General features: G+C 72.3%; 12 protein-coding genes. All 12 read left to right on the plus strand.

The window, feature by feature from the left end; genetic code table 11:
• Positions 1-89: 89 nt before the first annotated feature.
• Positions 90-902: a glutamate racemase gene (locus J2853_RS09550; RefSeq protein WP_307556628.1), complete on the plus strand. Its 813-nt coding sequence runs from the start codon at positions 90-92 to the stop codon at positions 900-902.
• Positions 903-1,091: 189 nt separating this feature from the next.
• On the plus strand, positions 1,092-2,105 hold the full coding sequence (locus J2853_RS09555) for a LacI family DNA-binding transcriptional regulator (RefSeq protein ID WP_307556629.1): 1,014 nt from the start codon (positions 1,092-1,094) through the stop codon (positions 2,103-2,105).
• Entirely contained in the window at positions 2,102-3,034 is a 933-nt protein-coding gene (locus J2853_RS09560) for a carbohydrate ABC transporter permease (RefSeq protein ID WP_307556630.1), read from the plus strand. Before J2853_RS09555 ends, J2853_RS09560 begins: the two co-directional genes overlap by 4 nt.
• 1 nt (position 3,035) lies before the next feature.
• Positions 3,036-3,854 carry a carbohydrate ABC transporter permease gene (locus J2853_RS09565; protein ID WP_307556631.1) on the plus strand — a complete coding sequence of 273 codons (819 nt, stop codon included), beginning with the start codon at positions 3,036-3,038 and terminating at the stop codon, positions 3,852-3,854.
• 59 nt (positions 3,855-3,913) lie between these two features.
• Complete coding sequence (locus tag J2853_RS09570) at positions 3,914-5,230, plus strand: ABC transporter substrate-binding protein (protein WP_307556632.1); 1,317 nt, start codon at positions 3,914-3,916, stop codon at positions 5,228-5,230.
• Positions 5,227-6,189 carry an ADP-ribosylglycohydrolase family protein gene (locus J2853_RS09575; protein ID WP_307556633.1) on the plus strand — a complete coding sequence of 321 codons (963 nt, stop codon included), beginning with the start codon at positions 5,227-5,229 and terminating at the stop codon, positions 6,187-6,189. The genes J2853_RS09570 and J2853_RS09575 overlap by 4 nt, the downstream gene beginning before the upstream one ends.
• Before the next feature lie 83 nt (positions 6,190-6,272).
• Positions 6,273-7,244, plus strand: coding sequence for an ADP-ribosylglycohydrolase family protein (locus tag J2853_RS09580; protein WP_307556634.1), 972 nt, complete (start codon positions 6,273-6,275; stop codon positions 7,242-7,244).
• Positions 7,241-8,413 carry an ADP-ribosylglycohydrolase family protein gene (locus tag J2853_RS09585; RefSeq protein WP_307556635.1) on the plus strand — a complete coding sequence of 391 codons (1,173 nt, stop codon included), beginning with the start codon at positions 7,241-7,243 and terminating at the stop codon, positions 8,411-8,413. The genes J2853_RS09580 and J2853_RS09585 overlap by 4 nt, the downstream gene beginning before the upstream one ends.
• Positions 8,414-8,489: 76 nt before the next feature.
• Positions 8,490-9,869, plus strand: a complete 1,380-nt coding sequence (locus J2853_RS09590; protein ID WP_307556636.1) for an ADP-ribosylglycohydrolase family protein — start codon at positions 8,490-8,492, stop codon at positions 9,867-9,869.
• Positions 9,870-9,936: 67 nt separating this feature from the next.
• Positions 9,937-10,812, plus strand: a complete 876-nt coding sequence (rbsK, locus tag J2853_RS09595) for a ribokinase (RefSeq protein ID WP_307556637.1) — start codon at positions 9,937-9,939, stop codon at positions 10,810-10,812.
• A 124-nt stretch (positions 10,813-10,936) separates the two neighbouring features.
• The gene (locus tag J2853_RS09600) at positions 10,937-12,109 is read left to right on the plus strand and encodes a CaiB/BaiF CoA transferase family protein (RefSeq protein ID WP_307556638.1); all 1,173 of its coding nucleotides are present in this window, start codon (positions 10,937-10,939) and stop codon (positions 12,107-12,109) included.
• A 67-nt stretch (positions 12,110-12,176) separates the two neighbouring features.
• Positions 12,177-12,992 (plus strand): HpcH/HpaI aldolase/citrate lyase family protein, encoded by an 816-nt coding sequence (locus J2853_RS09605; RefSeq protein ID WP_307556639.1) that lies wholly within the window; start codon positions 12,177-12,179, stop codon positions 12,990-12,992.
• Positions 12,993-13,113: the final 121 nt, after the last annotated feature.

Here is a 13,113-nt window from a genome sequence, read left to right on the forward strand (position 1 = left end):
GGCCGGGCCGGGCCGGACCCGGCTCGCCCGTCCGCGCCCGGACCCGGTACCCGGCCGAGGCCGGGTGACGAACCGATAGGTTGAACCGCATGGCTGTTGCGTTGATCGACTCCGGGCTGGGACTTCTCCCGACGGCAGGATGGCTTCGGTATCTCCGTCCCGACCTCGACCTCGTGCTGTGCCTGGATCCCGAGGGCATGCCGTGGGGGCCTCGCAGTGAGGCGTCGATCACCGAACGGGTCCTGGCGGCGGCGAAGGCGGTCGCCGAGATGGAGCTCGACGCCATCGTGGTTCCGTGCAACACCGCGAGCGTCACGGCTCTGGACGCGCTGCGGGCGATGTTCGAGCCCGGCGTGCCGGTGGTGGGAACGGTGCCCGCGGTGAAACCGGCGGCCGCCACCGGTGAGCCGTTCGCCGTGTGGGCCACCGCCGCGACCACCGCGAGCGACTACCAAGCGCGCCTGATCGACGCCTTCGCCAACGGGCGACCCGTCGAACGGGTGGCATGCCTCGGGCTCGCCGAGGCGGTGGAGCGCGGAGACCTCGAAGCGGCGCGCGAGGCCATCGCCGACGCGGCGAAGCGAACGCCCGGGCACTGCACGGGGGTGGTCCTCGGGTGCACCCACTACCCGCTGGTCAGTGCGGAGATCGCGGCCAGTATGCCCGGCGTCGCCAATCTCTACGACAGCGCCGAGGCGGTGGCCCGCCAGACCTTGAGGCGTCTGAACCTGCCCGAGCGATCCGACACCGGTCTCGGCGCGGTCGAGGTCCTGCTCAGTGGCAGGGCCGGGACGCTTCCCGCGAGCGCGCACGTTTTCCCTCTCGGCCGCGCCATCGCCTCGGGTGAACGGATCACCCGTGACCTCCTGCCGGAGGCGACCTCCCGCACGCCCGGTCACTGATCGTCGCTCCCCGCATGCCGTGCACCCCATCGGACGCCCCGTAAGGATGTCGGCGATGTCCGCTTTATCCGACTGTGACTTGACGTCGAACGCGTCCAGCCGGTTACATTCCCTCATCCCGTAAACGTTTTCAGGGTTTTCTACATCACCCCTGTAAACGTTTACCGACTTTGACGACCGAGGTGACACGTGAATGAAGGGCCGACGATCACGACGATCGCCCAGCACGCGGGCGTGTCGATCGCCTCGGTGTCGCGCGTGCTCAACGGGCTACCCACCAGGGCCGAAACCGAACGCCGCGTGATGAGCTCCGCACGGGAGCTCGGCTACGTGCCGAACTCGATGGCCAGGTCGCTGAAGTCCAGGCGCAGCAACCAGATCGGCTTCGCGATGGCCGACATAGGCAACCCGGTGTACCTCGCGATGATCCGCGAGATCCAGCCGGTGCTCAAGGAGGCCGGCTACCGGCTCGTCCTGCACTCCACCAACGTGGACGCCGCCGACGAGATCAGCGTGCTGCGCGGCCTCGGGGAGCGGTATGTGGACGGCCTCATCATGATCCCGCTGCGTGTGACCGACGAGCACCTGAAGATGTTCGCCGCCGCCCGCGCGCCGATCGTGATCATCGGTTCGGTCCCCGAGGGCACTCGCGTCGACAACGTGAGGACCGACTCACGTCTGGGGGTGCGCCTCGCCGTCGAGCACCTTCACGGCCTCGGCCGCAGGCGGATCGGCTTCGTGAACGGCCCGCTCGACACCATCCCCGGCGCCGCCCGCTCGGCCGCCTACACCGAGGCGCTGGCGGCGCTCGGCCTGCCGTACGACCCCGGCCTGGTGCAGGTGGGCGACTTCTACCGCCCGGAAGGCGCCCGGGCCACGGCCCGACTGATCGAACGCGCGCCCGACCTCGACGCGCTGCTGTGCGCCAACGACCTGATCGCGCTCGGGGCGCTCGACGTCCTGCGGCGCGAGAGACGGCGGGTGCCGGAGGACGTCGCCGTGGCGGGCATGGACGACACCGACCTCGCCACCGTGGCCTGGCCCCCGCTGACCAGCGTCTCGCTCGGCTCGGCCGAACGCGGCCGGGCGGCGGCCGAGCTCCTGCTCGACCGGCTGGCCCGCGGTGACCGCGCGCCCCGAGCGGTCACCGTCGAGCCCCGGCTCGTGATCCGCGCCTCGACCACGGGGGAGGAGAACTCATGACTTTGACGGCCGACAGGACGCGAAAGCCCGCCACGGGTCACGGCGGGGCGAAGAAGAGGAGCCGGCAGGGGCGCGAGACGTTAGTGCTCATGCTGCCGGCGCTCGTGCCGGTGCTGATCTTCAGCGTCGGACCGCTGCTCTACGGCATCTTCCTCGCCTTCACCGACGCCAGGTCGGGGCGCAACGCCGTGACCTCCTTCGTGGGCCTGTCGAACTTCGGCGAGCTGATGACCGACGCGGACTTCTGGGCGTCGTTCCGCATCGGCCTGATCTGGGCGGTCTCGGTCACCGTGCTGCAGTTCCTGGCCTCGCTGGGGCTGGCCCTGCTGCTCAACGAGAACCTGCGGTTCCGGTCGTTCGCCCGGGTGCTGGTCCTGGTGCCGTGGGCCATGCCGCCCGTCGTCATCGGGCTGATGTGGCGGCTCGTCTACCACCCGAACGCCGGGATCCTCAACAGCATGCTGCAAGAGGCCGGCCTGCTCGACCACAACATCGACTGGCTCAACAACTTCTCCATCGCGCTACCCGCGGTGATCGTCGTCGGGATCTGGACGGGCATGCCGCAGACGACCGTCGTGCTCCTGGCGGGACTGCAGAGCGTGCCCAAGGAGCTGTACGAGGCCGGCCACATGGACGGGGCCTCGACCTTCCGGCGCTTCTGGAGCATCACGCTGCCGCAGCTGCGCCCGGTCATCGTGACGATCACGTCCCTGGACTTCGTCTGGAACATCAACCAGTTCGGCCTGGTCTACGTCCTCACCCAGGGCGGGCCGGGCGGGCAGACCAGGCTGCCGATGCTCTTCGCCTACGAGGAGGCCTTCCGCTACGGCTTCTTCGGGTACGCGGCCACGCTCGGCGTCGCCTTCGTGATCGTCGTGCTGGCCGTGCTGGGCCTCTACATATGGCGGCAGCTGCGAGAGGCGAACTGACATGCGCAGACCACTGCAGTACCTCGCCCTGCTGGGCTACGTGATCTTCCTGGCCTTCCCGATCGTCTGGCTGCTGTCCACGGCGCTCAAGTCGTCGCGGGAGATGGCGAGCCTGGTCCCGACGTGGATCCCGCGCCACCCGATCCTGTCGAACTTCGCCGACGCGTTCAGCGAGCAGGACCTCGTCGGCAGCGCGCTGCGCAGTCTGGCGGTGGCGGTCGCGTGCTCGGTGCTGACCATCGTGATCGCGCTGCCCGCCTCGTACGCGATGGCCCGCCACCGCTCGCTCATCAGCAGGTTCGCGGTCGGCTGGGTGCTCGTCAGCCAGGTCTTCCCGTTCATCCTGATCATCATCCCGCTCTTCATGGTGCTGCGGAGCCTGGGCCTCGTGAACACCCTGCCCGGCCTCACCGTCGTGCACGTCACCTTCGTGCTGCCGTTCGCGCTGTGGATGCTCCAGGGGTACGTGCGTGCGGTGCCGCGTGAACTGGAGGAGGCCGCGGCGGTCGACGGCGCGGGCCGGATCCGCTCCCTGGTGAAGATCGTCGCGCCGCTGCTCGCCCCCGGCGTGGTCGCCACGGCGCTGTTCGCGTTCATCTCCTCCTGGAACGAGTTCCTGTTCGCACTGGTCGTCCTCAAGGACCCCGACGTGGCGACCCTGCCACTGACCCTCGTGAAGTTCACCGGCGCGGAGGGGGTCGTACGGCTCGGCCCGCTCGCGGCGGCGTCACTGCTCGCGACGATCCCGAGCCTGGTGTTCTTCGCGATCATCCAGCGACGACTCAGATCGGGCCTGATGGCCGGTGCCGTCAAGGGATAGCACCAAAAGAAACCCCCTCAACCATGGCGAAGCCACAGCATCCCCCGAAGGAGAATCACTTGCGTACCAGAACCGCACTCGCGGTGGCGGCGGTCATGACGGCCGCGCTGACGGCCGGCTGCTCGTCGGCCGGAGGCACCGGCGCCGGCGGCGGTGACCAGGCCTCCGGGCCGGTGAGCCTGAAGTTCCTGAGCCTCGCCTGGCAGAAGGAGTCCATCGCCGCGAACAAGCAGCTCGTCGACGAGTGGAACAAGGCCAACCCCGACACCCAGGTCGAATACGTCCAGGGTAGCTGGGACAACGTCAACGACCAGCTCGTCACCTCGTTCGAGGGCGGTGACCCGCCGGACGTCATCCACGACGACTCCCCGGCGCTCGCCGGCTTCGCCTCGCGCGGCTACCTCATGGACCTCACCGGCAAGCTTCCCGCCGAGCTGAAGAGCGACATCCCCCAGCCCGCCTGGGACACCGTGACCTTCGCCGACGGCAAGGGCGGCCAGGGCGTGTACGGCGTGCCCTTCCTCCAGGAGTCGCAGGTCATCATCGCCAACAAGAAGCTGCTCGACGCGGCGAAGGTCCGCATCCCGACCCCCGAGGCCCCCTGGACCTGGGACGAGTACGCCGAGATCAGCAAGAAGCTCACCAAGGACGGCGTCTTCGGGGTGGCCTGGCCGCTGAAGGCGCCCGTCAACAAGGTGCTCAACCTCGGCCTGAACTTCGGCGGCACCTTCTTCACGACCGACGGCACCAAGGCCACGGTCAAGGTCGGTCCCGAGGAGCGCGAGGTGCTCCAGCGCATCCACGACCAGCTCTACAAGGACAAGTCGGCCGACCCGTCCGCGCTCGGCATGGGCACCGCCGACCCGCTGCCCGGTTTCTACGCGGGCAAGTACGCCATGCTCCCCGCGGGTGTCTACCTTCGCCAGCAGGTCGTGGAGCAGGCCCCGCCCGGCTTCGAGTGGATCACGATCCCGCCGCTGAAGGGCACCACCTCCGAGCAGGGCGCCACGTCGCAGACCCTGTCGGTCGCGGCCGACAGCGCGTACCCCGACCAGGCGACGAAGTTCATCGCGTTCTTCCTGAACAGCACCAACCAGGCCAAGCTCGCCAAGGGCGACTGGCTGCTCCCGACCAGCATGAAGGCCGCGAGCGACCCGTCGATGACGACGACGGAGAACGGCTGGGACGTGGCGACCGCCTCCGCCAAGGACCTCGTGGTCGCCCCCTACCTGCGGGTGAACGGGTTCGACGAGTGGAAGAGCAAGGTGGCGACGCCCACCCTGCAGCAGTACTTCGCCGACAAGATCACCCTTGACCAGGCGGCCGAGACGCTCGTCGCGGAGGGCAACAAGGTGCTGGAGCGTTACAACAAGTGAAACTGAACCGCGCCCGGGGGTGCCTGCTCGGCCTGGCGGCCGGCGACGCCCTCGGGCGGCCCGCCGAGAACCTCGCCCCGGGGGAGATCGCCCGGCGCTGGGGCCGTCTCACCGAGATCGAGCCGGGCATGGGCGGCACCGACGACACCGAGTACACCGTCTTCGCCTCCTCCCTGCTGTGCAAGTACGGCTCGGCGATGACCTCCTCCGACGTCGCCAGGGAGTACCGCGAGCAGATCATCCCGAACATCGAGGGACCGATGCGCGGCGCGGGCTTCTCCGAGCTCGGGGCCATCCAGGCGCTGCGCCGGGGCATCGAGCCACCGCTGTCCGGTCTGTGGCACCAGCACGGATGGTCGGACGGGCTCGCCATGCGCGCCGCGCCGTACGGGATCTTCGCGACCGGCGACCCGGACGAGGCGGCCCGGCTGGTGGCGGTCGACGGGGTGGTGAGCAACAGCGGCGAGGGCGTGTACGGCGGCCAGGCCGTCGCCGCCGCGGTGGCCGTCGCCATGACCGGGGCCTCGCCGAACGAGGTCGTCGAGGCCGGGATCGCCGCCGTCCCCGAGGACTCCTGGACCTCCCGCAACCTGCGGGCCGCCGTCGCGGCCGTCGCGGCGGGATCGGCCGAGGAGCTGTACGAGGCCGTGGTCGTGCGCCACTACCCCTGGACGGACCTCGCGCCCGAGGCGGTCGCGCTGGCCTTCGCCGGATACCTCATGGGCGCGGGCGAGGTCGAGGAGTCCGTGGTGTCGGCCGCCAACCTCGGCAGGGACGCCGACACCACCGCCGCGATCGCCGGCGCCCTCGCAGGGGCGGGGCGCGGCGAGAGCGCCGTACCGGCGCGGTGGGCAGGGGAGATCGGCCCGGTCACGGGCAGGTGCCTTCCGGTCGTCGCCGGGCGTCACGTGCTCGACGTCGCCACCGAGCTGGTGGCCGCGACGGAGAGACCGGTGTGAACGCCCGCGCGAGCCGGCGGGCACGTTCACGGCACCGGTCCGAAGGATGTTCACGGCACCGGCCTGAGAGATAAAGGAGAGACATGTCATCGGGGGACAGGATCCGCGGGGCCTTCATCGGCCTCGCGATCGGCGACGCGGCCGGTTGGCCGTCCGCGCGGCACCGCTCCGCGCTGCTCGCGCCCTGGAGCAGGCGGCTCGGGCGGGAGCTGGACGGCTTCGCCGAGGAGCATCGGGTCACGACTCCGCCCGTGCCCTTCACACTGAACCAGCCCGTCGAGCCGCTGGCGATCGGGCCGTCCGACGACGCCGAGTGGCTGGCCTGGACCGCGCTCACCATCCATGAGGACCGCGCCGAGGCCTTCGGCAGGCTGGCGGGCCGGTCGGACCTGCGCGTGCGGATCTCCGTGCGCTCGGCGCTGGACAACCTGGCGGCGGGCAAACGGCCCCCGGCCAGCGGTCACGACAACCCGCACTTCTTCGACGACGCGGCGGCCGTACGGGCCGTCGCCTTCGGGGCGATCGGAGCCGACCCGAGGGCCGACGCCTCGGTCACCAACGCCGGGGACGGCGTCCACGCGGCGATGGCCGTGGCGGCGGCGGTCACCGAGCTGGTGGCGGGCGCCTCGATGGTCTCGGCCGTCGAGGCGGCCCTGGCCGAGCTGCCCGAGGACACCGCGATCGGTTACGCGACGAGGACGGCGCTCGCGGTGGCGCGAAAGGCGGGCGACCCCTTCGCGGCGGTCCCTGCCCTGGACGCGGCCCTGCTCGACCACGTCTACAGCTACGGCGTCGCGGCCTCGCAGACGGTCGCGGTGGCGCTCGCGCTCGCGGAGGTGTCGCAGGGCTCGCTCAGCGCGGCCGTGCCCGCCGCCGCGTGCCTGCCCTCGCTCGCCGACTCCGCCCCCGCGCTGACCGGGGCGCTGACCGGGGCTTTCACCGGGTACGAAGCGCTTCCGGAAGGCTGGCGGGCCGCGGCGCGCACGCTGACCGGCTGCGGCCTGCCGGACCTGGCAGGAACGGATCTCATCGACATCGCTGGAGGACTCGCATGACGCCGCAGGACGATCTGCTGACCGACAAGGCCGTCGGATGTGTGACGGGCGCGGCGGTCGGCGACGCGCTCGGCGGCGCGACCGAGGGCTGGACGTCCGAGCAGATCCAGGACCGCTACGACGGGTACGTGACGGGCATCGTCCCGCCGTACTTCGAGGACTGGCGCAACGCCCGTCCCATCGCCCCGTACCACAAGGGCGACGGCCACGTCACCGACGACACCCTGATGACCCACGCGCTGATCCGCGTGTACGAGAAGGCCGGCCGGCACCTGGACGCGTACGCGGCGGCCGAGTACCTGGTGCCCGAGATGATGGGCGAGAAGCGCTGGATCCCCGAGCTGGAGGCCGAGGCCCTGCCCCTGCAACGGGTCTTCCTCGCTGAGAAGTGGCTGGTCCTGCGCCTGCACTACGGCCACGTCGACCCGCGCGAGGCGGGCGTCGGCAACATCGTCAACTGCGGCGCCGCCATGTACATGGCACCGGTCGGCATCGTGAACGCGGCCAACCCCGACGCGGCGTACGCCGAGGCCGTCGACCTGGCGGGCGCCCACCAGTCCAGCTACGGCCGGGAGGCCGCCGGGGTGCTCGCCGCCGCCGTCGCCGAGGCCATGCGCCCGGGCGCGAGCGCGGACTCGGTGGTCGCCACGTGCCTGCGCCTGGCGCGGGACGGCACGCGGGCCGCCATCGAGGCCGTCTGCGAGCGGGCACGGGACTTCGGCCACTGGGAGGGATCGTTCGGCGCGCTGCGCGAGGCCGTCGCCCCCTACGACACCGTCGCGGAGACCTACCGTGACCAGGGGCTCGGAGCCCGGAGGCCGAGCCGCCTGCACAGCATCGAGGAGTTGCCGCTGGCGCTCGCCTTCCTGCTGATCGCCGGGGGCGACTACCGCGACACCGTCCTCGGGGGCGTGAACTACGGCCGTGACGCCGACTCGATCGCCAGCATGGGCGGGGCGATCGCCGGGGCGCTCTCGGGCGCCAAGGCGGTGCCCTCGGAGTGGCTCGACCCGGTGGCGGAGGCCAGCAGGATCGACCTGGTGGCCCCCGGCGTGTCCATCGCCGAGGTGGCCCGCCGCCTCCACGTCGCCGACCTCGCCACCCGCCGGGCCCACGAGAGCGCCTTCACCTCCCTGACCTGGGACACCTCCGCGGGCGAGACGGCATGACCGGCCGGACCCGGGATCGGCGGAGGGCGGACGGCGTGACCGCTTCGATCAGGGACGTCTCAGCGGGGGAGAGGGCATGACCGATCGCCTGATCCGGCTGACCTGGGTGCAGCCGGAGGACCTGGTCGGCCACGAGCTGCGCCAGGCGGCCCAGGACGGCCGCCGGGCGGAGGCCGCGGGGATCGCCGCCCGGTGGCACTCCGCCGGAGGGCACGACGCGCCGCCCCGGGCGGGGGCCTCTCCGGAACCCGCCACGCCGGAGCTGCGCCGCCTGGCCGGGGAACTGCTGGACGAGCTGGCCGCGATCCCGTCCCCCCTTCCCGAGCCGTCCGGGCTTCCCGGCATCCTTGCGAGCGCTCCCGGAGCCCCGGCCCCGGTGGCCGCCGACCCCGGCGGGCTCTCCGAACGGCTGCTCGGCGCGTGGCTCGGGCGCGCCGCCGGGTGCGTGCTGGGCAAGCCGGTGGAGAAGATCCCCCGCGAGGGCATCAGGGAGATCGCGGAGGCCACCGGCAACTGGCCCATCCGGGGCTGGTTCACCGCGGCCGGCCTTCCCGGCGACGTGGCGGCCCGCTGGCCGTGGAACAGGCGCAGCGCCGTCAACTCCCTGGCCGAGAACATCGACGGGGTGCCCGAGGACGACGACCTCAACTTCCCGCTGCTGTCCCTGTCCCTGCTGGAGCGCTTCGGCCGGGACTTCACCACCGCGGACGTCGCCGCGATGTGGCTGGACGAGCTGCCCGCGGGCCGCGTCTTCACCGCCGAACGGGTGGCGTACCGCAACCTGCTCGACGGGGTGGAGCCACCGGGCACGGCGACGTGGCGCAACCCGTTCAGGGAATGGATCGGCGCGCTGATCAGGGCGGACGTGTACGGCTGGGTCAACCCGGGCGACCCCCGCACCGCGGCCGAGTTCGCCTGGCGGGACGCCCGTCTCAGCCACACCGCCAACGGGATCTACGGCGCGATGATGGTCGCGGCCATGTGCGCGAGCTCCCTCGTCGCCTCCTCGGTCAGGGAGGTCGTCGCCGCGGGGCTCTCCGTCGTCCCCGCCGGGTCGCGGCTGGCGCGAGCCGTACGGGACGCCGTCGCCGACGCGGAGTCCGAGCCGGACTTCGAGCGGGTGGTGGACCGGCTGTACGAGCGTCACGGCGGCCTGCACTGGGTCCACACGATCAACAACGCGGCGCTGGTCGCGGCGGCCCTGACCCATGGGCGCGGGGATTTCACGGCCTCGATCGCCGGGGCCGTCGCCGGAGGCTGGGACACCGACTCGGCGGGAGCGACGGTGGGATCGATCGCGGGCGGGCTGCTCGGCGCGTCAGGGATCCCCGCCGAGTGGGCGCTGGAGAACCGGCTGGCCAGCGGCATGCGAGGTTTCGACGGCATCGGCTTCGACGAGCTCACCCGCCGTACCCTGGCGGTCGCGGGGGCACAGCCGTGCGACCCGGCGTCATGACCCGCCCGTCCCGGCGGTCGCGGGCAGCCGGTCACCACCGGGTGACGGGCGAGCGAGAGGACAGAGCATGATCTCGGTTTTCGGCAGCGCCAACATGGACCTGGTCGCCTACACCGCGACCGCCCCCAGGCGTGGCGAGACGGTGACCGGCCGGGCGTTCGGCACGGTGCCCGGCGGCAAGGGCGCCAACCAGGCCGTCGCCGCGGCCCGCGCCGGCGCCGAGGTCGCGTTCGTCGGCGCGGTGGGGGACGACGCCTTCGGGCCGGTCATGCGAGAGACCCTGGAGTCGGCGGGCGTGGACGTGAGCCGCCTCCGGGTCGTGCCGGGCTCCTCGGGCATCGCCCACATCGTCGTCGACGACGAGGGCGGCAACTCCATCATCGTGATCCCCGGCGCGAACGGCACCGTGACGGGCGTCTCTCAGGACGATCTCTCCGTCATCGCCCGCTCCGACGCGCTGCTGCTCCAGCTCGAACTGCCCATGGAGGCCGTGGTGGCCGCGGCCCGCCAGGCCGAGGTCCCCGTGATCCTCACTCCCGCCCCGGCCCGGGAGCTGCCGTCCGAGCTGCTCGGCGCCGTCGCCCTGATCGTGCCCAACGAGCACGAGGCCGAGGCGATCACCGGTCTCGCCGACCCCGGCGAGGCACTCGAGGCGCTGCTGGACCTCGTCCCCGAAGCCGTGATCACCCTCGGCGGGCGGGGCGCGCTGTACGGCTCGCGTTCCGGCGAACGGCTGCGCGTGCCCGCCGTACCGGTGAAGGCGGTCGACACCACGGCGGCGGGGGACACCTTCGTCGGCGCGCTGGCCGTGGCGCGGGCCGAGGGCAGGCCGCAGGCGGAGGCCCTGCGGTTCGCCGCCACGGCGGCGGCCCTGTCGGTGCGGCGCGAGGGCGCCAGCACGTCGATGCCCACCCGCGCCGAGATCGACGCGGCACTGCGGTGACCGCCGCCGGGCCCGCCCGCGTCCCGGCGACGGTCACCGGACGCCGATCCTCGCCGCGTCGAGCCGTACGGGGACACCGCGCCGAGCCCCCGGCGGGCGTGGCCGAGAACATGGAGGAACACCGATGAAAGCCCTGGAAGGCGTCCGCGTCCTCGACCTCGCGACGCTGTTCGCCGGACCGATGGCGGCGATGCTGCTCGGTGACTTCGGCGCGGAGGTCGTCAAGGTCGAGCACCCGGCCAAGCCGGATCCCTCGCGAGGGCACGGGCCCGGCGGTCTGTGGTGGAAGATGCTCGGCCGCAACAAGCGGGCCATGACCCTGGATCTGTCCACGACCGAAGGCCAGGACCTGCTCCTCGCCCTGGTGCGCGACGCCGACGTGGTCGTCGAGAACTTCCGGCCGGGAACGCTGGAGCGGTGGAACCTCCCCTACGACCGGCTCCGTGAGGTCAACCCGCGCCTGGTGCTCGCCCGGGTCACGGGCTTCGGCCAGTTCGGGCCGTACGCGAAACGGCCCGGGTTCGGCACGCTCGCCGAGGCGATGAGCGGGTTCGCCGCGATGACCGGCGAGCCCGACGGGCCGCCGACCCTGCCGCCGTTCGGCCTGGCCGACGGCATCTGCGCCCTCGCGACGGCCTACGCCGTGATGGCGGCGCTTCGCGCGCGTGAATCCACCGGGGTGGGGCAGGTGGTCGACATGTCGATCATCGAACCCATCCTGACGGTGCTCGGGGCCCAGCCGACGATCTACGACCGGCTCGGGATCGTGCCGCCCCGCACCGGCAACCGTTCGGTGAACAACGCGCCGCGCAACACCTACCGGTGCGCGGACGGCTCCTGGGTGGCGGTGTCGACCTCGGCGCAGAACATCGCCGAGCGGGTCATGCGTCTGGTCGGCAGGCCCGAGTACATCGCCGAGCCGTGGTTCGCCACCGGCGCGGGACGGGTCGAGCACGCCGCCGAACTCGACGAGGCCGTCGCCGCCTGGGTCGCCGCGCGGACCCGCGACGAGGTGCTGACCGTGTTCGAGGAGGCACAGGCCGCGGTGGCGCCGATCTACGACGTGCGCGACGTGCTGACCGATCCGCAGCTCACCGCCCTGGACGCCGTCACCACCGTGGAAGACCCCGAGCTCGGGCCGCTGCGGATGCAGAACGTCATGTTCCGGCTGTCGGACACCCCGGGAGAGATCCGCTGGACCGGCCGTCCCCACGGCGCCGACACCTCCGGCCTGTTGTCGGAGCTGGGCCTGTCGGCCTCGGACATCGAGACACTGCGAGAGAAGGGAGTGGTCTGATGCCGGACCGCCCGCCCGAGACGGACCCGGCCATCCCGCACGCGCCGCCTACGAGGGGAGCCGGGTCGTGCTGACCTTTCTGTACGCGCCCGCCGACCGGCCGGCGCTCGTGGCCAAGGCGCTCGCCGGGCCCGCCGACGTGGTCATCGTCGATCTGGAGGACGCCGTCGCGGCGGACGGCAAGGGCCAGGCCCGGGCGGAGCTCGTACGGCTGCTCGCCTCTCCTCAGCCGCGTGTCCAGATCAGGATCAACGACGTGCGCACGGCCTGCGGCCAGGCGGACCTGCTGGCCATCGGAGCCCTGTGCTCGGGCACGGCCGGCATCCGGGTGCCGAAGGTCGAGTCGGCCGCCGACGTCCGTGACGTCGCCGAGGCCGTGCCGGGCATCGCGTTGCACCCGCTCGTCGAGTCGGCCCTCGGCCTCGAACGGGCCTACGAGATCGCCTCGGCCGATCCGGCGGTGGCGAGCATCGGCCTGGGTGAGGCGGACCTGCGTGCGGACCTGGGCGTCAGCGACGAGGCGGGCCTGGCCTGGGCGCGGTCGCGGGTGGTGGTCGCCGCCCGCGCGGCCGGACTGCCGTCGCCCGTCCAGTCGGTCTACACCGACTTCCGCGACCTGGAGGGCCTGGCCGAGTCGTGCCGCGTCGGCCGTTCCATGGGTTTCCGCGGCCGGGCCGCCATCCACCCGGCCCAGCTCGCGGTCATCGAGGCCGCCTACCGCCCGACGGAGGAGGAGGTCATGGCCGCCAACGAGGTCGTGGCGGCGGCCGGAGTCGGCGCCGTGGCGCTCCCGGACGGCCGCTTCGTCGACGAGGCCGTCGTCCGCCAGGCCAGAAGCGTCCTCACCGACGCCCTCCGCACCCCGTCGATCGGCTCGGGCTGACGAGACGGCCGGTGCGGCCGCCTCGCAGATCCGAAGGCCGGACTCGCGATGGTCTTCAAGCCGGTCGAGCCGCCCCGGGCCCGCCTTCATGGCCGGGCCCGGGGCGACGGCGTCTCGCCCG

The organism is Streptosporangium lutulentum (assembly GCF_030811455.1).
GTDB classification, from domain to species: domain Bacteria; phylum Actinomycetota; class Actinomycetes; order Streptosporangiales; family Streptosporangiaceae; genus Streptosporangium; species Streptosporangium lutulentum.

Bases quoted from the DNA above. Each gene is read 5' to 3' on its own strand.
- J2853_RS09550 (WP_307556628.1), top strand. From the start codon at position 90: ATGGCTGTTGCGTTGATCGACTCCGGGCTGGGACTTCTCCCGACGGCA.
- J2853_RS09560 (WP_307556630.1), top strand. From the start codon at position 2,102: ATGACTTTGACGGCCGACAGGACGCGAAAGCCCGCCACGGGTCACGGC.
- J2853_RS09565 (WP_307556631.1), top strand. From the start codon at position 3,036: ATGCGCAGACCACTGCAGTACCTCGCCCTGCTGGGCTACGTGATCTTC.
- J2853_RS09580 (WP_307556634.1), top strand. From the start codon at position 6,273: ATGTCATCGGGGGACAGGATCCGCGGGGCCTTCATCGGCCTCGCGATC.
- J2853_RS09585 (WP_307556635.1), top strand. From the start codon at position 7,241: ATGACGCCGCAGGACGATCTGCTGACCGACAAGGCCGTCGGATGTGTG.
- J2853_RS09590 (WP_307556636.1), top strand. From the start codon at position 8,490: ATGACCGATCGCCTGATCCGGCTGACCTGGGTGCAGCCGGAGGACCTG.
- rbsK (WP_307556637.1), top strand. From the start codon at position 9,937: ATGATCTCGGTTTTCGGCAGCGCCAACATGGACCTGGTCGCCTACACC.
- J2853_RS09600 (WP_307556638.1), top strand. From the start codon at position 10,937: ATGAAAGCCCTGGAAGGCGTCCGCGTCCTCGACCTCGCGACGCTGTTC.